Below are 18,983 nucleotides of genomic sequence, written 5' to 3'. Positions count from 1 at the left end.
CATGCGTGTTGGGAAAACGTGCGAAGCCGCCCGTAAGGAAAACCCTGATTGTCATCGCATGTCGCTTATGGAAATACTGTCCGCCGATCCGGTTGATCACACAGAGGACGGCGATGCACCCCCACTCCCTGCGCCCCCTACGGGGACCGGCCACGGCGGCGGTGGTGACGCTGGCGGTCGCCGCCGCGGCCGAGATCTTCTGGGTGCTCGGCGGGCCCGACCTCGCCCCGACAGTGAGCAGGCTGGTGGAGGAGGCGGACCCGCAGGGGCCGGACGGCCTGGCCGTGGCCGCGACGTTCCTCCTGCTGCGGTATCTGGCCCATGCCGTCGCGGCGGCCGCCTTCGTGGTCTGGCTCCTGCGGGCCCGCGCGAACGCCGATTCCCTGAGCCGGGTCCCGCACCGATGGCCCCGGATCCTCGCCGTGCTGGGCTGGTTCCTGCCGGTCCTCAACTGGTGGATCCCCAAGCAGATCGTGGACGACGTCTGGGCGGTCTCCCGGCCCGGTGGCGTGCGCGGCGAGCACATCGGCAAGGAGGTGCACTCGTGGCTGATCTGGGCCTGGTGGGTGTCGTGGCTGCTCGGGTTCTGGGTGCTGCCGCTGGCCGCCGGGCTGCTCCTCGTGATGGGGGGCCCGGACTCTCCCGCCTCCGGGCCCGGGTCCGGGTTCGACGCCTACGACCTCGCTCTCACGCTGGTCGCGGCGGCCCTGGCGGTCGCGGTGGTGCTGCGGATCACCAGGTGTCAGGAGGGCCGCCGGGCCTGGGCCGGCGCGGGTTCTCCGCCGTGACGTAGCGGGAAGGTCGGCGCGAGGCTCCGCCGGTGCCATGGCACCGAGAGCGGCCCTCGGCCGGTTCCCGGGAACCGATCTCCACGACGCCGGGGGTGGGACGGATCACCCTTGGGGGGCGTCCTCGGAGACGGCGTCGAGCCGGGCGAGCACCTGAGTCGACAGCCGCTCCAGCGCGGCGATCTGGTCGCGGGTGAGCCCCTCGAAGAACAGTCGCCGGACGGTCTCCACATGTCCGGGCGCGGCGGCGGTGATGGCGTGGCGGCCGGCGTCGGTGATCACGATGAACGCTCCCCGGCCGTCGTCGGGGCACTCTTCGCGGTCGATCAGGCCGCGACGTTGCATCCGGCTCAGGTGGTGTGACAGGCGGCTCTGTTCCCACTGTATTTCCCGCTGGAGCTCATAGGGGCGTAGGCGTCCGTCCGGGATGTCGGTGAGCTGCACCAACACCTCGTAGTCGGCCAGGGACAGGCCGGAATCGGCCTGGAGCTGCCGGTTGAGCCGGGCGGTCAGCCGCCCCTGGAGCCGTATGTAGGCCCGCCAGGCGCGCTGCTCGTCGTCGTCGAGCCATCGAGGGCTGTTCATGTCCTCCACCCTACCCAGTCTGGATGACGTGTCATGGAAATTGCGGAATAGATGATGCGTCATGTAAGTTGAGGCGCATAGATGACACGTCATCCACTGGATGGCCGAACCGCAGGAGGAGACCGCCATGACGACCACCGCCACTGACTTCGCCAAGCTCACCGGCACCTACACCATCGATCCGGCTCACACCCGCATCGGGTTCGTCGCCCGGCACGCGATGGTGACGAAGGTCCGCGGCGCGTTCAACGAGTTCGAGGGCACCGCCGTGCTCGACGGCGACAACCCGGCCAACTCGACCGCCACGGTGACCATCAGCGCCGCGAGCATCGACACCCGCAACGCCCAGCGCGACGAGCACCTGCGCAGCAACGACTTCCTGGCGATGGAGTCCTACCCGGAGATCACCTTCGTCTCCACCGCCGTCCGCCAGACCGGCGACGCCGACTTCGAGCTGACCGGTGATCTGACCATCAAGGGCGTCACCAACACGGTGACGATCCCCTTCACCTACGAGGGCGCGGCGACCGACCCGTTCGGCAACGTGCGCGTCGGCTTCGAGGGCGCTGTGACGATCAACCGTAAGGACTACGGCGTCACCTGGAACGCCGCGCTCGAGACCGGCGGCGTCCTGGTCAGCGAGAAGATCGTGCTGGAGTTCGAGGTCTCCGCCGTCAAGAACGCCTGACGCGGCCGTCACCGGCACCCGCGTCTTCCACGCCCGTGCGCCTTTCCGGACCCGAAAGGGGATTCATCTCATGACCGTGTTCCCGCCGACCCCGACCGTGGACGTCCGCCGCGCCGACGAGCGGTCCGTCACCGACATCGCCTGGCTGGATTCCAAGCACTCCTTCTCGTTCGGAGGCCACTACGACGCGGGCAACACCCATCACGGGGTGCTGCTGGTCAACAACGACGACATCGTGCGCCCCGGCACCGGGTTCGACACCCACCCGCACCGCGACATGGAGATCGTGACCTGGGTGCTCCAGGGCTCCCTCGTGCACCAGGACTCCGAGGGCCACAACGGCGTCATCTATCCGGGACTGGCCCAGCGCATGAGCGCCGGCACCGGCATCCTGCACTCGGAGAAGAACGACTCCTGGCGGCTGCGAGGCGACGCCCCCCACGACGAGCCGGTGCACTTCGTGCAGATGTGGGTGGTGCCGGACGAGCCCGGGATCGCCCCCGGCTACGAGCAGCTGGAGATCGAGGACGAACTGCTGGCCGGCGGCCTGGTGCCGGTCGCGTCCGGGATGGCCGAGCACGACGGAGCCTCCGCCATCCGCATCAAGAACCGCTACGCCGCCCTGCACGCCGCCCGCCTGCGGCCCGGCCAGAGCGTCGAGCTTCCCGAGGCGCCGTTCCTGCACCTGTTCGTGCCCCGAGGCACGGTCACCCTCGAAGGCGCCGGGGCGCTGGGCACCGGTGACGCCGTCCGCTTCACCGCCACCGGCGGCCAGCGGGTCACCGCCACCGAGCCCGCCGAGATCCTGGTGTGGGAGATGCACGCGGCCATCGCCGCCTGACCCCGCCGCGAGAAGAGGAGCACGGACACATGTCGACCTTGGGAGCGGCGAGCATGGGCCAGACGGAACCGCAGGTCGTCGACAACCCTCGGGCCGACCGGTTCGAGATCGTCGTCGACGGGGAGACCGCCGGGTCCGCCATGTACAGGCGGGCCGGTAAGAAGCTGTCGTTCACCCACACGGAGATAGACCCTCGTTTCGAAGGCCGCGGGCTCGGCTCGATCCTCGCGCGCGGCGCGCTCGACGCCGCCCGCGCCGCCGGGATGTCGGTCCTGCCGTTCTGCCCGTTCATCCGTGGCTACATCCAGCGACACCCCGGCTACCTCGATCTGGTGCCCCCGGACCGGCGGGCCCGCTTCGGCCTCCTCGCCGACGAGCCGGGCCGGAGCTCCGGGGAGCCCGACCGGCCGCCTGCGCCGTAGGACCGGCTTTCACGGGAGCGCCATGGGGCGCGCGGCTCAACGGGGGTTCTTGGCCGTGACGTCGCGGGGGGTGATGCGGAAGCCCTGCCAGTGGGTCGGCATGGGGTCGGCGTCCTCGTCGCGGGCGACGTGGTGGAAGCCGACGTTGACCCAGAGCACGGGGTCGGTGACCGTCTCGCCGTTGACGTAACGGTCGACGGACTCCGCGCACCCGGGCGCGGGGTTGGTGGTCGCCAGGCGCTCGCAGGAGCGGTAGTCGGTGACGTAGAGGTCGGCGCGGGTGAACGCCTCGCCGGCCGGGCCGCGGTATTCGGCGCTGTCGGAGTTGTTGAGCTCCCAGGAGACGGGGTGCCCGTCGGCGTTGCGGACCCCGCGGTCGACCACGCGCCACCAGCGCATCCGGCCGTTGACGGCCTTGCCCTCCCGGGCGAAGGCCGTGCGCGTGAGACTCCGCTTGGCCGTGCCGGACCCCGAGAAGTCGTACTGCTCGACGACGTCGCCGCTCTCGCCCTGGATGTCGAAGTCGAGACGCCAGAAGATGTTGTGGCTGTGGCTCTCCTCGAAGTCCGTGCTGCCCACGCCGATCGGCCAGCCGTGCTCGGGCGTGGTGGTGGACCCGGCCAGCGAGCCGGTCGCGCCCACGCGGGGAGTGATCGCCCCGTCGTCGGAGAAGGCCCACTCGGCCAGATAGGTGTACCAGCCGACCTGGAAGGCGGCGAACACCACCAGATCCTGCCCCTGGGCCGAGATGTTCGGCTCCTCGTAACCGGGCTTCAGGTAGGCGTGGCCGCGCGCCCGCGTCGTCACGCAGACGTACTGCAGGCGGCGCTCGCCGGCCGGGCAGTCGGCGGCCTGCAGCGGGATGGCGGAGTCGCCGAGGGCCCCGATGTCGTGGTAGCGGGGGCTGCCGCTGTCGTAGGGGACGTGGATCTGGGCCAGTGCGGTGCTGCGCAGCACGCTGACCGGGCTGTTGCCCCTGGGGGTGTAGACGACCTTGGTGAGGACCAGCCCCTCGATGTTGCGCATCTCCCAGCAGAGCTGCCAGCGCGCGCCGTTCGGCAGGGTCCTGTCGATCCGGTACGGCGCGCTGCACGGGGGCTGCGCGGCCGGCGCGGCGTGCGCGGTGGAGGCCCGCGCGACGGGCCCGGAGCGGGCGGGGGCGGAGTGGGGGCCCGGCGCGGCCCGCGCGGCCGGCGCCGGACCGAGACCGCAGGCGAGCAGCACGGCGCAGGCGAGGGCCAGGCGCGGGGACCGGGACAGGGCCGGCGGCAGGGACACGGTCACCACTCCAGGGTGTAGATCTGCTTGGCGGACAGGTCGACGACGATCCGGCTGGTGTCCAGCCAGGTGTTGCCGGGGAGCCGGACGAACAGCCGCACGCAGCGGTGGGTCTCACACCGGCGGGCCCCGCCCTCCTGGCCGGGGGTGAAGATCAGCCCTCGGAGTCCCAGGTCGGAGGCGGACCGCAGCGGCCGGCCGGCCGCCCTGGCATAGGACTCGCGCACGCCCCTGCCGTACTCCGGGTCGGCCAGCAGCAGCTCGGCGGCTCTGAGCTCCTCCGCCCCGGACGGCGGCGGCTGCACGCCCCGCGTCACGCTCTCCGCCACGACCCTGCCCTGGCCGAGGTCCACGGTCCGCACGATCAGCCTGTCGGTGGCGTAGTCGTACAGGTAGGCGTCGGCCCGCCGCCGCTCCTCGGCGTCCTTGCCGTCGTCGCGCTCGACGTAGAGCAGCTTGACCCGTCCGGCGGCCAGGTGCGCCCGGGAGACGGCCGAGGCGATGTCGCCCGCCCTGGTGACCTCCTCGCCGGTCAGCGGATCTCCCGGGGCGGGCACCGCCGGCACGGCCCCCGCCGCCTGCGACCCCTGCCCGCCGGACAGCAGGAGCGCCGTCCCCGTGACGGCCGCCGCCCCCGCTCCCGCGAGCGCCATCATGATCCGCCGTTGGCCCACGAGCACCTTCTTTACTGATTGTTGACCTATGGTCGCGCAGTGTAGTCGCACCGGGGCGTCTGGTCAGTTCAAAAGGTGTATTGCGTTGTTGATGCACATTGCCGGGTCAGGTCGAGCCCGGAAGGCGGTCCCCGCGTGAGGCCCTCCGATGTGGGGGGACCGGGTCAGGCCAGGCGGCGGACCGGCTCCCCGGCGAGGAACGCCTCGATGTCCTGTACGGCCTCGCGGAAGTAGGTGCGGTAGTTGGCCCGGGTGACGTATCCGAGGTGCGGGGTGGCCAGCACGTTGGGCAGCGTGCGCAGGTCATGGCCGTGGGGGAGCGGCTCGGTCTCGAAGACGTCCAGCCCCGCGCCGGCGATCCGGCCCGTGCGCAGCGCCTCGACCAGGGCGCGCTGGTCGACGATGGCCGCCCGGGAGGTGTTGACCAGGTAGGCGGTCGGGCGCATCAGGGCCAGCTCTCTCTCGCCCACCAGGCCACGTGTGCGGTCACCGAGGACGAGGTGGACGGAGACGACGTCGGCCTCGGCCAGGAGCGCCTCCTTCGAAGGCGCGAGCCGTACTCCCAGCTCGCCGGTCCGCTCCTCGGTGAGGTTCCGGCTCCAGGCGGTCACGTCCATGCCGAAGGCCTGACCGACCTTCGCGACCTGGGCGCCGATCTTGCCGAGGCCGAGCAGCCCGAGGGTCGCGCCGTGCAGGTCCATGCCCACGGTGCTCTGCCAGGGGCCGTCGTGCCGCATCGCGGTGCTCTCGGAGACCAGGTGCCTGCTCAGGCCGAGGATCAGCGCCCAGGTCAGCTCGGTGGGCGGGGTGGAGCCGCTCCCCGTACCGCAGACGGTCACGCCGTGCGCCCTGGCGGCGTCCAGGTCGATGGAGGCGTTGCGCATCCCGGAGGTGATCAGCAGCCTGAGTTTCGGCAGCCTGGCGAACAGCGACGCGGGGAACGGCGTCCGCTCCCGCATGATCACCACGATCTCGTAGTCCTCGACCGCGTCCACGAGGTCGTCCGGGGAGGCGAAGTGCTCCCGGAAGCTCGTCGCCTCCACCGGTGACCAGTCGGCCAGGCCGAGAGCGGCTCCTTGGTAGTCGTCGAGAATGGCGCAGCGCAGCATGGGCCCGACATTACCGGCGCTCGACCGCCGCGCCCCCGGCGGACCGGGGCACACCCGGCGGACCGGCGCTGCGGGGGCACCCGGCATGCGGGCCCCGGCGGGCTCTCAGACCATGGCTTCCCGGTCGCCGGCTCTCATGGAGCGTCGCAGGCCGATGAACTCGACCCCGGCGTAGACCGCGACCACCAGCGCTCCGACGAGCATGAAGGCGACCCCCAGGCCGGTGAGCGGTATCACGCCCGCGAAGGTGAGCAGCAGGAGCGCCGCGCACGACAGCGCGTTGCCCGCGACGACGGAGGCGGCGTGGCGCGGGGGGATCCGCGGGTAGCCGGCGATGAGGCCGAGAGCGGCGGCCCCGCCCAGCATGGCGACCCCGAACGGGACGGACCAGGTGGTCGGCAGGCCGAGCGGACCGCTGAGCGGCCCGCTGCCGGCGAGCAGGACGACGCCGAAGACGGCGGTGCTCCAGCCGTCGATCCGCAGGACCGTGCGCAGCAGGTCCGACCCGCCACCGCCGGCCGCCGGGGGTCGGGCGGCCCTGGTCACGCTGCTCATACAGGTCTCCTTCCGTGGACGGGCCCGGTCGGGCCCTGGCCGGAGGAGACGTTGCCACCATCCCGGTCATGGGCTCAATGACCTCCGAGGTGATGGCAGCGGTGACCTCACGGTGGCTAGTCTCCCGGGCATGGATGTGGAGCGACCGTCCCGGGTGGGTGCCCTGCTACGGGAGTGGCGGCAGCGCCGCAGGCTCAGCCAGCTCGACCTCGCCCTCCTGGCCGACACCTCCGCGCGGCACCTGTCATATGTGGAGACCGGCCGGGCACGCCCGAGCCGGGCGATGGTGCTGCGCCTGTCCGCCGCCTTGGACGTCCCCCTGCGTGAGCGCAACACCTTGCTGCTGGCCGCCGACTACGCACCGGCCTACCGGGAGAGCAGCCTCGACGACGAATACATGGCGTCGATCCGCTCGGCTCTGGACACCATGCTGGCGGCGCACGAGCCGTACCCCGCCGTCGTGGTCGACCGGCTCTGGAACGTGCTGACCGGCAACCGGGCCATGTCCGTCCTGATGGACGGCATACCGCCGCATCTGCTGGAGCCGCGGCCGAACGTGTTCCGGCTGCTGCTGCACCCCGACGGGCTGGCCGCGCACCTGGCCAACCTGGGCGAGGTCCGATCCCTCTCCCTCGAACGGCTGCGCCGCCAGGTCAACGCCACCGGAGACGCGCAACTGCGCGCGCTCTACGAGGAGGTGTGCCGCTACCCCGTCCCCGCGGACGAGGAGGCGGGGGAGACCGGCGGCCCGGAACAGCGGCCGAGCCCGGTGCAGGTGCCGTTGAGAATCCGCACTCCGTACGGCGAGCTGTCGATGTTCGGCACCATGGCCACGTTCGGCGCTCCGGCCGATGTGACGCTGTCGGAGCTGGCGATCGAGCTGTTCTACCCCCTCGACAGATTCACCGCCGACGCCCTGCGCGCGCTGGCCGGCCACGCGACCGGTCCGTGAGCGTCCCGGCCGTCGGGCCGTGGTCCTGCGGCCCCTGCCGATGAAGCCCGTCGCGACCGCGGTGACCGACAGTGATGTCGGCCTCAGGACTTGAGTCTCCAGCGGCTGGAAGGTCGAAGCTGGTCCCATGGACGACCGCACCGAGCTGTTCACCATCGGGCAGCTCGCCCGCCGTACCGCTCTGCCGGTGCGCACCATCCGCTTCTGGTCCGACCTGGGGATCGTCCCGCCGACGTGCCGTTCGGCCGGTGGCTACCGGCTCTACGACGTGACGGCGGTGGCCCGGCTGGACCTGGTGCGGACGCTCCGCGAGCTGGGCCTGGACCTGGAGACGGTCCAGCGGATCCTGCGCAGGCAGGGCACCGTCGCCGAGATCGCCGGAGCGCACGCCGATGCCCTGGACGCGGAGATCCGCGTCCTGCAACTGCGGCGCGCGGTGCTGCGGTCGGTCGCCCGACGAGGAAGCACCACCGAGGAGATGAGACTCATGCACAGACTGGCCAGACTGTCCGCCCAGGAGCGGCAGCGCGTCATCGACGACTTCGTCGACCACACCTTCGCCGGCCTCGACCCTGACGCGCCGGGGGCCCACATCGCGCGGATGATGCGCCAGATGCCGGCGGAGCTGCCGGACGACCCCACCGCCGAGCAGGTGGACGCCTGGGTGGAGCTCGCCGAGCTCGTCGCCGACGAGTCCTTCCGGCAGCGCGTGCGCCAGATGGCGGTGGCGGGCGCGGAGCCGGGCGAGCAGCCGCAGCACTACGACCACGGGCCGATCCTGGAGCACGCCGGCGGCGCGCTGGCCGCCGGGATCGCCCCCGAGTCCGCCGAGGGCGGGGCGGTCCTGCACCGGATCATCGGCGCGGACACCCCCGCCGGGGAACGCCTCCGGCAGGCCGACGAGCTGGAGACGTTCACCGACCGGCGGGTGGAGCGGTACTGGCAGCTGCTCGGGGCCGTCAACGGCCTGTCGCCGTTCCCGCCCAGCGCCGCGGCGTTCGAATGGTTCATCGCGGCGCTCCGCGCCCACCGATAACCGGACCGGTCGTGACGGGCCCGGTGCGGCAGGCTCGCGGCCTCGTGGGCGTACGGCGGTGCCCGCGCCGGCGGCGGCCGAGCCGTACCGGCGGCTGGTCAGCGGACCAACGGCCCCGGATCGGCCTGGGTCTTCGGCTAGGGTCTGCATCGGATCGGACCTCCTGCGTCCGGTCAAGGGGCTCGCCCCGGCGTTCCCTGCCGTGGTGGGCCCCGCTCTCGCTTCCGGAGCGGATCCCCGAATCACGGACGGCACGGCCCGGTGTGCCGTCTATCGGGTGAAACCTCGGTGTTCCCTGAACCTGACCCCGCTGTGGCCCCTGGTCCTCCTGGACACCGGACCACGCACGGATCGGAAAAGGGCCGATATCCCCATAGAGCACCTGGCGGAGGCCATCCAATTCAGCGCGAGCCTGGTCGGCTCCATCGAAGAGGAGCAGGCGGAGAAGGCGGCCGTCGCCCATAGGCGTCGAAGTTATAAACGGATAAGAAATATTGCCCGGTGGTGAGGTCTTTCTTGGGCGGGGCCTTTTGCTCAGGATGAGGGTGCCGGGCTGCCGGGGCGGGGGCGGGGGCGGGGCCGGTGCGAGTCGCACCGGCCCCGCCTGCTCTCAGCCGTGCCGGGGGCTCATCCCAGGACGATCGATATTCCGGGGAAGGAGGCCACCGCGTTGCTCCACGGGGTGTAGTACATCCGCCAGGCGCAGGTCCGGCCGCTGGTGACGTAGCCGGTGCACGGCACCGCGGTGCCGCCGTCGATGGCGGTGTTGACGCCCGCCGCGTACACCTGGGCGGTGTTGGCGGAGTTGATGACCTCGACCGAGCCGCCGCTGTCGCCCTGCCCGACGGCGTTGGTGTGCGCGGACTGCTCCGCCCGGACGGTGCCGGTGATCCAGTATCCGACGTTGATGCTCACGCCGGTCTGCTGGACCTGGATGCTGCAGTTGGTGCCCGAGTAGGCCCCGGAGGTGCACACCCACAGGCCGACGTAGCTGCCGAAGGTGCCGATCACCGGGTTGCTGAACTCGCTGGCGGTGTTGCCGACGACGTTGTTGAAGACCCGGCCCTGCGATCCCGCGTTGATCAGCAGCATGTCGCGGCCGTTGTCGTCCTCGGAGATGTTCCCGATGACCTGGCCGGTCGGATCGGTGGCCGTGTTGCCCACCGCCCCGCAGTGACCGGCGGAGAGCATCTTGGTCACGCCTCCGTGCGAGACGGCGAAGCCGGTGGAGCAGCCGCCGCCGCTGGTGTTGCGCCAGGCGCCCCCGCCCCACCACGGCGGCGAGTCGTCCCAGCGGGTCGCCAGGGTCGGGCGGACGCCGACCTCCACGGTGACCGGTACCGTCACGTCGGTGAGGGCGGAGCGGGTCGACTTGGCGCTCAGGCCGGTCACGGTCAGGCCGGAGCCGTCGGGCTGGGGCGCGACCGATGTGATCACACCGCCGGCCTTCCGGGTGATCCGGGCGGTCTCGCGTGCCAGCTCGCGCGCGGAGTAGCGCGCCGGCAGGACGCTGACGGCGACGTCGCCGCGGAGCTCGCCGAGGAGGGCGTCGACCGCTTCGGGAATGTCGCCCTTCCAGTAAAGGCGTAGTCCGTGGTTCTCCGGTGCGGCGATGATGCCGGCGTAGCCGTCGGCGCCCGGCTCCAGGGTCGCCGCGGAGATGCGGTCGGCGGCGCGGACCAGCCGTTCCTGGGTGGCCAGCAGCTCCTTCCACGAGGCGAAGCCGCCCGGTACCGGACCGGCCTGCTCGATGGCCTGCGTGCGGGTGTCCTTGGCGGGCTCCTGCGCGACGGCGGCCTGAGCGCCACCGATCGCCGTGGCCACCAGGGTGGCTCCCAGTGCGATCGCGAGACGGCGGGTGAACCGGCTCGCCCATTCGATGGTGGGGGGAGTTTCCACCGGGATTTCCTCCTTGCGGGGTTTGAGGTGAGGAATCCGGTATTTCATGGTGTTATGGGGGAATCAATGGCTTGACAGATCGCTTAACGGAAAGTAAGGCGATATTAAACATTGCCGTATGCCGGGATTGGGAGCTGTGTTTTACCGGTCCGGAGTAATTCGGGTGACGGCGTTCCCGGCGCCCTGTCTGCGGGAACGGTTCTCCTGCGATCGAATTCGATGATTCGGATCCAACAGGTGCTCCGGGCGCGTTGTGAGGAGAATTTCATGTCACATCGGCCCGTGGAGGGTGACCGTGAATCGCGGAGGGCCGCTCTCCGGAGATGACCGGCCGGGCGCCGTGCCTCCTGGGCGGGACGGACGGGAGTGGGCTGCCGCCGTCCGGCCTCTCGCCGGCGCGCTCCCGCTCTCTGGCCTCTCACCGGCGGGCTCCCGCCGTCCGACTCGTCAGGAGACGAACTGGGTGTCGATCCAGGCGGCCGTCGCGCCGTTGCCCTCGTCGATGTCATCGCCGCCCAGCAGGGAGACCTGGAGCCGCACGCGCGGCTGTCCCGACACGCCGGCCTCGATCGTCGTCGGTGTCCGGTAGTCGACGTCCTTCCTGACCAGGGCCTTGCCGTCCAGAGTGAGGACGCTGAACTGCAGGCGCACCGTGGGATTGGGCGACTGGCGGTCGATGCCCACGCGGGCGGTCAGTCCGGTCGCCCCGTCCGGCACCGGGTAGTCGAGCCATCCGGTGATCGCTCCCGGGTCCTCCACGGTGCAGATCATCGCGGGGAACTTGTCCTCGGCCCCGGCGAGGGCCGCTGACCCGTCCTCCCAGTAGCCCCGGCCGTAGTGCTCCGGAGCGCACTCCTTGGTGGCCGCGGCGTCGCCGATCTTGAGTGGGGTGCCTCCCGGGGCCGGGCTGCTCTGCGCCTGCGGCCTCCCGTCCGCCGGGGCGGTGACCGTCGCCGTGGCCGTCACCGTCGCGGTGACGCTCCGCGTCACGACCGCCTTCTCGCCGATCACGCCGGCCGCCACCTCGGCGGCCCTGCCGGGATTGTTGACGGCGGCGACGTAGATCGCTCCCGAGGCGGTGATCAGCGTCCCGACGACCGTCCCCACGACGGTGATCCAGGTGGTGACGCGGTCCGGCCTCGCCGGGGCCGTGGCCCGAGTGTCGTCGGGGGAGGTCTCGGGGTGGCCGTCCGGTGGATTCTCGCTGCGGGTGGGAGACATGCGGGACCGTGCCTTCTTCCGGAGCCGACAGGACCGTGCGGGGAGCCAGAAGATCCATTTTGTCGATCTCTCCCGGCTTTGAATAGTTTTCCAGGAAATCCGGTGGTGGATCGGAAATCATCCTCCGGAGTCAGGTGATCGGCGCCGGATAACGGATCCGGCCGGTCCGGGCCGCGACATCGGCGATTGTCCGCCGTATTGATCACGGTGGCGGATAAACTGCGGATCCGGGTGATGGGTGGAAGGCCGCCGCCGGCCGCGCGAGCGCCGGGAGCGGGGCGGCACCCGGCATCGGACGCGTTTACTCCGGTCCTTGACGGTGATCCACCATTTTGTGAAGATTCTTGCCGATTGCGCATTTCCTACCGGGTGACCTGCTGTCCGGGGCCGTACGCCAACTGGAGGAATCTCTTATGTGGGCTCTCGCAACGGCAGGAGAGCCGGCCGCCTCGCGGCCCTGCTCGCCCTGCCCGTCGCCCTCGGTCTCAGCTCGGTCCCCGTCCTGGCCGACCCGTCCCCGCCACCCGGCGAGGTCGCGCCCGACCGGCTGCCCGGCGCCGGGCAGCACGGCGTGGCACTGCTCCGCGTCGTCGTCCCCGACCAGGCCGGCGTCGACCGGCTCAACTCCATGGGAGTCGACCTCGCCGAGTACAAGAAGCCCGTCGACGGCGGTTTCGAGGTGCACGCCGTACTGAGTCCCCGGGAGGCCCAGGGGCTGCGCGACCTCGGATTCGACGTGGGCGGTGCCATCTCCGACCAGGCGGACGTCGCCGAGAACGCCATCGAACGGCGGGCCGCGATCGCGTTGGCGGCCGGGGCGGCGGAGGAGACCGACAGCTGACCCCGCTCCGCGCCGAGTGGTTCACCAGCCTCGACGGCGGGCCGGGCGGCCTTCTCCGGCCGAAGCGGAATTCATGCTGATCTCATCTGATATGCCGGAACCGCCTCATGTTTCACGAAGATCCGTCACACTCTGCATATCGCCCTGTACGGAGCGGTCCTGCCAGTCTGTCCCGGCCCCGTGCCGACCGGAGACCGGCGGGCCCCGCCCGGCGATCATCCAGGTGTTGTTCTTCGCCGCATGAAGCCATGAAGGAGAAGGCATGTTCCCGACGACAGGCATCGCGCCAGGCCGTGCGCACCGGACATCCGTGGTGTCGGGCCTGCTGCTGGCGCTCCTGGTCGCCGCCGGACTGGCGGGCCCGCAGCGCGCCGCAGCCGAAGAGGCCACCACGATCACCATCGGGCAGCCCGGACACATCACGCTCACCGCGTCCAGGACCGTCGCCCCCGGCGCCGAGGCCCTGCTGGACCTCGTCTACACCAACACCTCGGACCGCAGGATCGAGACGGCCCCGCTGACCATCACCTTCGCCCCCGAGGCCGACGGCAGTCTCGACGCGGGCGGCCTGTCCTGGTGGTCGTCCGATGTGGAGGGCCACACGCGGGCCGTCACCGGCGACACCGCGAGCCGCACCGTCACCGTCGACTGGGGCGACTTCGATCCGGGCGACACGAACCGCACGCTGATCTATCTCCCTTTCAAGCCCACCGCGTCGGGCCAGGTCCCTCTGCACGCCACCCTGACCGAGAACTTCGGCGACGGCCCCGTCACCACCGACCTCGGCGACCTGACGATCAACGAGACCCCGCCCGCCGCCGACCTCGCCGTCTCGCTGGCGGCCTCCCCCAAGGGGCTGGGCGTCGTCTACGCGACCTTCACCGCCACCGTCACCAACCGGGGACCGGCCGCCGCCACCGCGGCGCGGCTGCGTTTCACCTACCCGGCGGGCTTCGCCCGGCCGGCGGCCCCGGGCTGCGCCGCCGACACCGGGGCCCGCACCGTCACCTGTGACCTCGGCTCCCTGCCCGCGGGCGGCTCGGTGACCAGGTCCCTGGGCCTGCACACCCAGCTGCTGACCATCAGCAACCGCCTCACCGTCACGGCCGGACGCCTCGACAGCGCCCCGGCCGACACCCGGCCGGCCAACGACACGGCCTCGGCCACCTGCTCCGCCATCACAGGTCTGCTCGTCATCTGCTGACACCCGCGTCACGGCGTCCCGGACACCCGCCGTGCCCGGGGCCGTCCGCCGTGCCCGGGGCCGTCCGCCGGGGGCGGGCGGTCACGGCCGGCTCCCGGCGGGTCCGCCGCCCGGCGCGGGCCCTCGGCCGGCCGCGCCCGGCCCCGCCCCGCCGATCATCAGGCTGCCTGGTCCGGCCTGTGGTCACGCGCCTGGCCGGGGCCGAGGAACAGCTCGCCGAACCGGTGGGTGAGCGCGTCGGTGAGGCGGGCGCGCAGCTCGGTCAGCCGCTCGATGCGCCTGTCGAGATCCGCCAGCCGCCGGCCGGTGACCTCGGCGACCGGGCAGCGGCTCGATCCGTCCGTGACGGTCGCGGAGACTTCACCGTCCGACGGGAACCGCATGTCGAGGACGTGGACGAAGTCCTGTATGTCGCCGATCGTCAGGCCCGCCTCCAGCAGCTCGCGTACGACCCGCAGCCGGTGGACGTCATCATGGCTGTATTCGCGGTGGCCCGACGGCGTGCGCCGGGCCGCGATCAGGCCCCGCTGCTCGTAGTAGCGCAGTGCCCTGGAGGTGAGACCCGCGGCCGCCGCCGCCTCGCCGATGCGCATTTTCAGGTCCTTTCGGGCTGGCTCACAGCTCCACCAGTACCGCACCGATGTGACGTCCTTCAAGCAACTCGCACAACGCCCGCGGTGCTTGGTCGATGCCCGACAGGCGGGCGTGCGGGAAGGTGATGGTGCCCTCGCGCAGCCCACGGCCCAGGTCCCGCATCGCCTGCGGGATCGCGTCCAGATGATCGCTGCCTGACATTCCGCGCAGCGTGATCCCTCGCAGGATGAGAGAGCCGCTGTCGATCTCGACCGGGGCGTTGAAGCCCCCGGACAGCTGGCTGGACAGCGCGCCGACAAGCGCGACGCGGGCGCCGCGGCGGGCCACCGCCAGCGCGGCCGACAGCTGCTCGCCGCCGACGTTGTCGAAGACCGCGTCGACGCCGTCGGGGGCCGCCTCCCGCAGTTGCTCCTCGATGGGACCCGCCCCCCGGATGACGGCGGCGTCGTAACCCAGCTCCTCGACCAGATAGCGGCCCTTGAGCCGGGAACCGGTGCTGCCGATCACTCGCGTCGCGCCACGCAGGCGGGCGAACTGCCCGGCGAGGGAGCCGACGCCGCCCGCCGCACCGGACACGAACACCGTGTCGCCGGGCCGCACCTCGGCAGCCCGTACGATGCCCAGCCAGGCGGTGAATCCCTGCGAGAGATGGGCGGCCACATCGGGCAGCGCCTCGGGGTCGACGCGCTGCGCGCCGGCCGCGTCGACGGCCGCGTACTCGCGCCAGCCTTGATTGTGCGTGACGAGATCGCCGACGCTCAGGCCGGCGCCCGGCGCGGCGACCACTTCGCCGAGGGCCGGGGCCCACGGGGTCTCGCCCAGTCCGTACGGCGGCATGGGCAGGCCGGCGCCGTCCCCCACCAGGGTGCGCATCACGGCGACGACGCTCATGAGCCGGTTGCGCACGAGCACCTGGCCGGCGCCGGGCTCGGGGACCGGAACCTCGACGACGTGGAAGTGATCGGTGCTGAGCGCCCCTTCCGGGCGAGCGGCCAGGCGTACCTCGCGATGGGTGGCTGGGACGGCGACGGTCATGGTGGCTCCTCGGCAGGCCGGACGCCGCGCAGGACAGTCCCGCACGGGATTTGAAGGCTGTCGCCGACGACGTTAAAGCTTGACGCTTACGTCAAGTGCAAGCCCGCTCCCGGGACCGGTCCTTCCGGACGGCTCACGCAACCGGGGCGCGGAAGCGGGGCGCGGAGCCAGGTCCTGACAGGCGGCGCCGATGGGGGGCGCCCGGCGGCCCTCTACCGCTCGGCCTGGAAGGCGGCCATCGGGATGGGCAGCCAGGCCGGGCGGTTGCGGGCCTCGTAGGTGACCTCGTAGACGGCCTTCACCAGCTCCAGGGCGCGCAGCAGGACGGCGTCCTCGGCCTGCAGGCGGCCGCCGCCGGCGGAGTAGCCGGCCAGGAAGGAGGAGCGGTTGAGCTCGGCCCATTCGATGGCGCGGGGGCGCAGCTCGCCCGCGTCGGGATGGTCGGCCAGCAGGTGGCGGGCGGCGTAGTCGAAGGAGCGGAGCATGCCGGCCACGTCCCGCAGCGGGGAGGACAGGGCGCGGCGTTCGGCGAGGGGCTGGCCGGGCTCGCCCTCGAAGTCGAGGACGACCCAGTCGGTGGTCGTGCGCATCACCTGACCGAGGTGGTAGTCGCCGTGGACGCGCTGGACGGGGATCTCGGAGACCACGTCGGCGACCCGCTGGTAGGCCTCCTGAGCCACCGGCGCGTACGCGGCGAGCTGGGGCACCTCGGCGATCGCGCCGGCCAGGCGGCGGCGGTGGTCCTCGACCATCTGTTTGACGTCCTGCGACTCCATCACGTCGGTGGGGAAGGCGGTGGCCAGCTCGCGGTGGACCTCGGCGGTGGCCACGCCGAGCCGGTAGGCCTCGGAGCTGAAGTCGCCGCCCGCGTCGCAGGCCGAGGGGTCGAAGCTGGCGTACAGGTCGCGGACGCTGGCCAGGGCCAGGGCCCAGCCGTCGTTGGCGGTGGCGAGGAACTCCTGGGTCATGGCCAGGGTGGTGGGCTCGCCGTCGAGGTCGGTCTCGATCCAGCCGTACGGCTGCGCGATGTGGTGGGCGCCGTGCCGGGCCAGGGCGGTGACGATCTCCAGCTCGGGGTTGACGCCGGGGATCAGGCGGCGGAACAGCTTGCAGATGTAGGTCTCGCCGTACACCAGGGAGGTGTTGGACTGCTCCGCGCCGAGCACCAGGCTCCGCAGGGAGGTGTCGATCTCCACCCCCTCCAGGTGGCGGAAGCGGAGCGGGCCGAGGTCGTGGCCGTCGGCCATCCCGGTGAGCAGGGTGCCGGTGAGGTCGGGGTCGTAGGCGGCGTCGTAGTAGCCCTCACCGATCCGGGCGTGGCTGTAGCGGCCGGAGGTGTGCCCGTCGGTACCGAGCAGGAGCTGGTAGCGGTCGTGCGTCCCGGCCTGGTGGACCGAGATGATCAGATGGCGCAGGCCGGGGGCGAGCTCGATGTCGGAATCGATGCCGAGCTCGTCTATCGGCCGCCCCTTACCGGCGAACCATCGTTGATGGGTGATCCAGCCGGTAAGGAGCTGCGTCAACACGGCTTTACGCCTCCTGGGTTACGGGCGGCAGGGTGAACCAGTAGAACCCATGCCCAGGAAGCGTCAAAAGATACGGAAGTTCGCCAATCGGTGGGAACGGAACTCCGCCCATGGTCTCCACGGGCACCGAGCCCTCGAACCGGCGCAGGTCCAGCTCCACCGGCTGCGGGAAGCGCGAGAGGTTGTTGACGCACAGGATGCGGTCGTCGCCGAACTCGCGCACGTAGGCCAGGACGCTCGGGTTGGAGGAGTTCAGCTCGGTGAACGCCCCCAGGCCGAAGACCGGGTGGCGCTTGCGGATGTCGATCATCCGCTTGGTCCAGTGCAGCAGCGAGCCGGAGCTCTTCTGCTGCGCCTCGACGTTGATCGCCTGGTAGCCGTAGATCGGGTCCATGATGACCGGCAGGTACAGCCGGCCGGGGTCGCAGTTGGAGAATCCGGCGTTGCGGTCCGGACTCCACTGCATCGGGGTGCGGACGCCGTCGCGGTCGCCCAGCCAGATGTTGTCGCCCATCCCGATCTCGTCGCCGTAGTAGAGCACCGGCGACCCGGGCAGCGACAGCAGCAGCGCGGTGAACAGCTCGATCTGGTTGCGGTCGTTCTCCAGCAGCGGGGCCAGCCGCCGCCGGATGCCGACGTTGGCCCGCATCCGGGGATCCTTGGCGTACTCGGAGTACATGTAGTCGCGCTCGTCGTCGGTCACCATCTCGAGCGTGAGCTCGTCGTGGTTGCGCAGGAAGATGCCCCACTGGCAGTTCTCGGGGATCTTCGGCGTCTGGGCCATGATCTCCGAGATCGGGTAGCGGGACTCCCGCCTGACGGCCATGAAGATGCGCGGCATCAACGGGAAGTGGAAGGCCATGTGGCACTCGTCGCCGCCGGTGGCCGGGTCGCCGAAGTATTCCACGACGTCGGCCGGCCACTGGTTGGCCTCGGCCAGCAGCACCCGGTCGGGGTAGAGGCGGTCGACCTCGGCCCTGACCCGCTTGAGGTATTCGTGGGTCCTGGGCAGGTTCTCGCAGTTGGTGCCGTCCTGCTCGAACAGGTAGGGGATGGCGTCCATCCGGAACCCGTCGATGCCGAGGTCCAGCCAGAACCGCAGCACCTCCAGCATCGCGTCCTGGACGTCCGGGTTCTCGTAGTTGAGGTCCGGCTGGTGGGAGAAGAACCGGTGCCAGTAGTACTGCTGCCGCACCGGGTCGTAGGTCCAGTTGGACGTCTCGGTGTCGACGAAGATGATCCGGGCGTCCTTGTAGCGCTCGTCGTCGTCGTTCCAGACGTAGAAGTCGCCGAACGGGCCGTCGGGGTCGTGGCGGGAGGACTGGAACCAGGGGTGCTGGTCGCTGGTGTGGTTCATCACCAGGTCGGCGATGACTCGCATACCTCGCTTGTGAGCCTCATCCACCAATTTCACGAAATCTCCGAGATCGCCGAACTCGGGAAGGATTTTCATGAAATCCGCGATGTCGTAACCGCCGTCGCGGAGCGGTGACTCGTACAGGGGCAGCAGCCAGAGGCAGTCCACACCGAGCCACTGGAGATAGTCGAGTTTGTCGATGAGACCACGGATGTCTCCGGTGCCGTCTCCGTTGGAGTCGGCGAATCCCCGGATGAGCACCTCGTAGAAGACGGCGCGCTTGAACCAGTACGGGTCGCGCGGCTTCTCCTCGTCGAAAGTGTTCGGGATTGGCTCAGGTAGCTGACTCACCAGTGGACTCCCCGCTGTTCTGCCGGT

General features: G+C 71.0%; 19 protein-coding genes. 8 read left to right on the top strand and 11 right to left on the bottom strand.

Translation table 11 applies throughout. From position 1 onward, the window contains the following. The first annotated feature begins 113 nt into the window (after positions 1-113). Positions 114-788, top strand: coding sequence for a DUF4328 domain-containing protein (locus ACZ6R6_RS30290; protein ID WP_470099012.1), 675 nt, complete (start codon positions 114-116; stop codon positions 786-788). A gap of 105 nt (positions 789-893) precedes the next feature. Here ACZ6R6_RS30290 and ACZ6R6_RS30285 read toward each other — a convergent pair whose 3' ends face one another. After that, complete coding sequence (locus ACZ6R6_RS30285; RefSeq protein WP_470099010.1) at positions 894-1,373, bottom strand: MarR family winged helix-turn-helix transcriptional regulator; 480 nt, start codon at positions 1,371-1,373, stop codon at positions 894-896. Between the two features lie 127 nt (positions 1,374-1,500). Here ACZ6R6_RS30285 and ACZ6R6_RS30280 point away from each other — a divergent pair, with 127 nt between their 5' ends. The 3 genes from ACZ6R6_RS30280 (at position 1,501) to ACZ6R6_RS30270 (ending at position 3,324) form a co-directional block, all read left to right on the top strand. After that, entirely contained in the window at positions 1,501-2,061 is a 561-nt protein-coding gene (locus ACZ6R6_RS30280) for a YceI family protein (protein ID WP_470099008.1), read from the top strand. A gap of 70 nt (positions 2,062-2,131) precedes the next feature. Next, entirely contained in the window at positions 2,132-2,902 is a 771-nt protein-coding gene (locus ACZ6R6_RS30275; protein WP_470099006.1) for a pirin family protein, read from the top strand. A gap of 29 nt (positions 2,903-2,931) precedes the next feature. Next, positions 2,932-3,324 (top strand): GNAT family N-acetyltransferase, encoded by a 393-nt coding sequence (locus ACZ6R6_RS30270; RefSeq protein WP_470099004.1) that lies wholly within the window; start codon positions 2,932-2,934, stop codon positions 3,322-3,324. 36 nt (positions 3,325-3,360) lie between these two features. Here ACZ6R6_RS30270 and ACZ6R6_RS30265 read toward each other — a convergent pair whose 3' ends face one another. From ACZ6R6_RS30265 to ACZ6R6_RS30250, 4 genes are all read right to left on the bottom strand, one after another. Next, on the bottom strand, positions 3,361-4,608 hold the full coding sequence (locus ACZ6R6_RS30265; RefSeq protein ID WP_470099002.1) for a copper amine oxidase: 1,248 nt from the start codon (positions 4,606-4,608) through the stop codon (positions 3,361-3,363). Further along, positions 4,605-5,276 carry a hypothetical protein gene (locus ACZ6R6_RS30260; protein ID WP_470099000.1) on the bottom strand — a complete coding sequence of 224 codons (672 nt, stop codon included), beginning with the start codon at positions 5,274-5,276 and terminating at the stop codon, positions 4,605-4,607. The genes ACZ6R6_RS30265 and ACZ6R6_RS30260 overlap by 4 nt, the downstream gene beginning before the upstream one ends. A 164-nt stretch (positions 5,277-5,440) precedes the next feature. Next, entirely contained in the window at positions 5,441-6,385 is a 945-nt protein-coding gene (locus tag ACZ6R6_RS30255) for a D-2-hydroxyacid dehydrogenase family protein (protein WP_470098998.1), read from the bottom strand. A 105-nt stretch (positions 6,386-6,490) separates the two neighbouring features. After that, positions 6,491-6,940, bottom strand: a complete 450-nt coding sequence (locus ACZ6R6_RS30250) for a hypothetical protein (protein ID WP_470098996.1) — start codon at positions 6,938-6,940, stop codon at positions 6,491-6,493. Between the two features lie 130 nt (positions 6,941-7,070). Here ACZ6R6_RS30250 and ACZ6R6_RS30245 point away from each other — a divergent pair, with 130 nt between their 5' ends. Together ACZ6R6_RS30245 and ACZ6R6_RS30240 are read left to right on the top strand one after the other, a co-directional pair. After that, positions 7,071-7,892 (top strand): helix-turn-helix domain-containing protein, encoded by an 822-nt coding sequence (locus tag ACZ6R6_RS30245; protein ID WP_470098994.1) that lies wholly within the window; start codon positions 7,071-7,073, stop codon positions 7,890-7,892. 127 nt (positions 7,893-8,019) lie between these two features. Continuing rightward, on the top strand, positions 8,020-8,928 hold the full coding sequence (locus ACZ6R6_RS30240; protein ID WP_470098992.1) for a helix-turn-helix domain-containing protein: 909 nt from the start codon (positions 8,020-8,022) through the stop codon (positions 8,926-8,928). A gap of 627 nt (positions 8,929-9,555) precedes the next feature. On the opposite strand, the gene ACZ6R6_RS30235 is transcribed toward ACZ6R6_RS30240, so the two are convergent. Further along, positions 9,556-10,827, bottom strand: coding sequence for a chymotrypsin family serine protease (locus tag ACZ6R6_RS30235; RefSeq protein ID WP_470098990.1), 1,272 nt, complete (start codon positions 10,825-10,827; stop codon positions 9,556-9,558). Between the two features lie 447 nt (positions 10,828-11,274). Then, on the bottom strand, positions 11,275-12,048 hold the full coding sequence (locus ACZ6R6_RS30230) for an NPCBM/NEW2 domain-containing protein (protein ID WP_470098988.1): 774 nt from the start codon (positions 12,046-12,048) through the stop codon (positions 11,275-11,277). A 415-nt stretch (positions 12,049-12,463) separates the two neighbouring features. Between ACZ6R6_RS30230 and ACZ6R6_RS30225 the strand changes: the two genes are divergently transcribed. Further along, complete coding sequence (locus tag ACZ6R6_RS30225; protein ID WP_470098986.1) at positions 12,464-12,889, top strand: hypothetical protein; 426 nt, start codon at positions 12,464-12,466, stop codon at positions 12,887-12,889. A 262-nt stretch (positions 12,890-13,151) separates the two neighbouring features. Beyond that, entirely contained in the window at positions 13,152-14,093 is a 942-nt protein-coding gene (locus ACZ6R6_RS30220; RefSeq protein ID WP_470098984.1) for a hypothetical protein, read from the top strand. A gap of 158 nt (positions 14,094-14,251) precedes the next feature. Here ACZ6R6_RS30220 and ACZ6R6_RS30215 read toward each other — a convergent pair whose 3' ends face one another. The 4 genes from ACZ6R6_RS30215 to treS all read right to left on the bottom strand — a co-directional run bounded on the left by ACZ6R6_RS30215 (position 14,252) and on the right by treS (position 18,956). Then, positions 14,252-14,686: a MerR family transcriptional regulator gene (locus tag ACZ6R6_RS30215; protein ID WP_470098982.1), complete on the bottom strand. Its 435-nt coding sequence runs from the start codon at positions 14,684-14,686 to the stop codon at positions 14,252-14,254. 22 nt (positions 14,687-14,708) lie between these two features. Then, positions 14,709-15,722, bottom strand: a complete 1,014-nt coding sequence (locus ACZ6R6_RS30210; RefSeq protein WP_470098980.1) for a zinc-binding dehydrogenase — start codon at positions 15,720-15,722, stop codon at positions 14,709-14,711. 212 nt (positions 15,723-15,934) lie between these two features. Continuing rightward, the gene (locus ACZ6R6_RS30205; protein WP_470098978.1) at positions 15,935-17,248 is read right to left on the bottom strand and encodes a maltokinase N-terminal cap-like domain-containing protein; all 1,314 of its coding nucleotides are present in this window, start codon (positions 17,246-17,248) and stop codon (positions 15,935-15,937) included. 4 nt (positions 17,249-17,252) lie between these two features. Further along, on the bottom strand, positions 17,253-18,956 hold the full coding sequence (treS, locus tag ACZ6R6_RS30200) for a maltose alpha-D-glucosyltransferase (protein WP_306864703.1): 1,704 nt from the start codon (positions 18,954-18,956) through the stop codon (positions 17,253-17,255). Between the last annotated feature and the right edge of the window lie 27 nt (positions 18,957-18,983).

The sequence above is a fragment of the Streptosporangium sp. NPDC048886 genome, assembly GCF_055586905.1.
The sequence above is the reverse complement of the archived record's forward strand: the minus strand, read 5'-3'. Positions and strand labels throughout refer to the sequence as shown.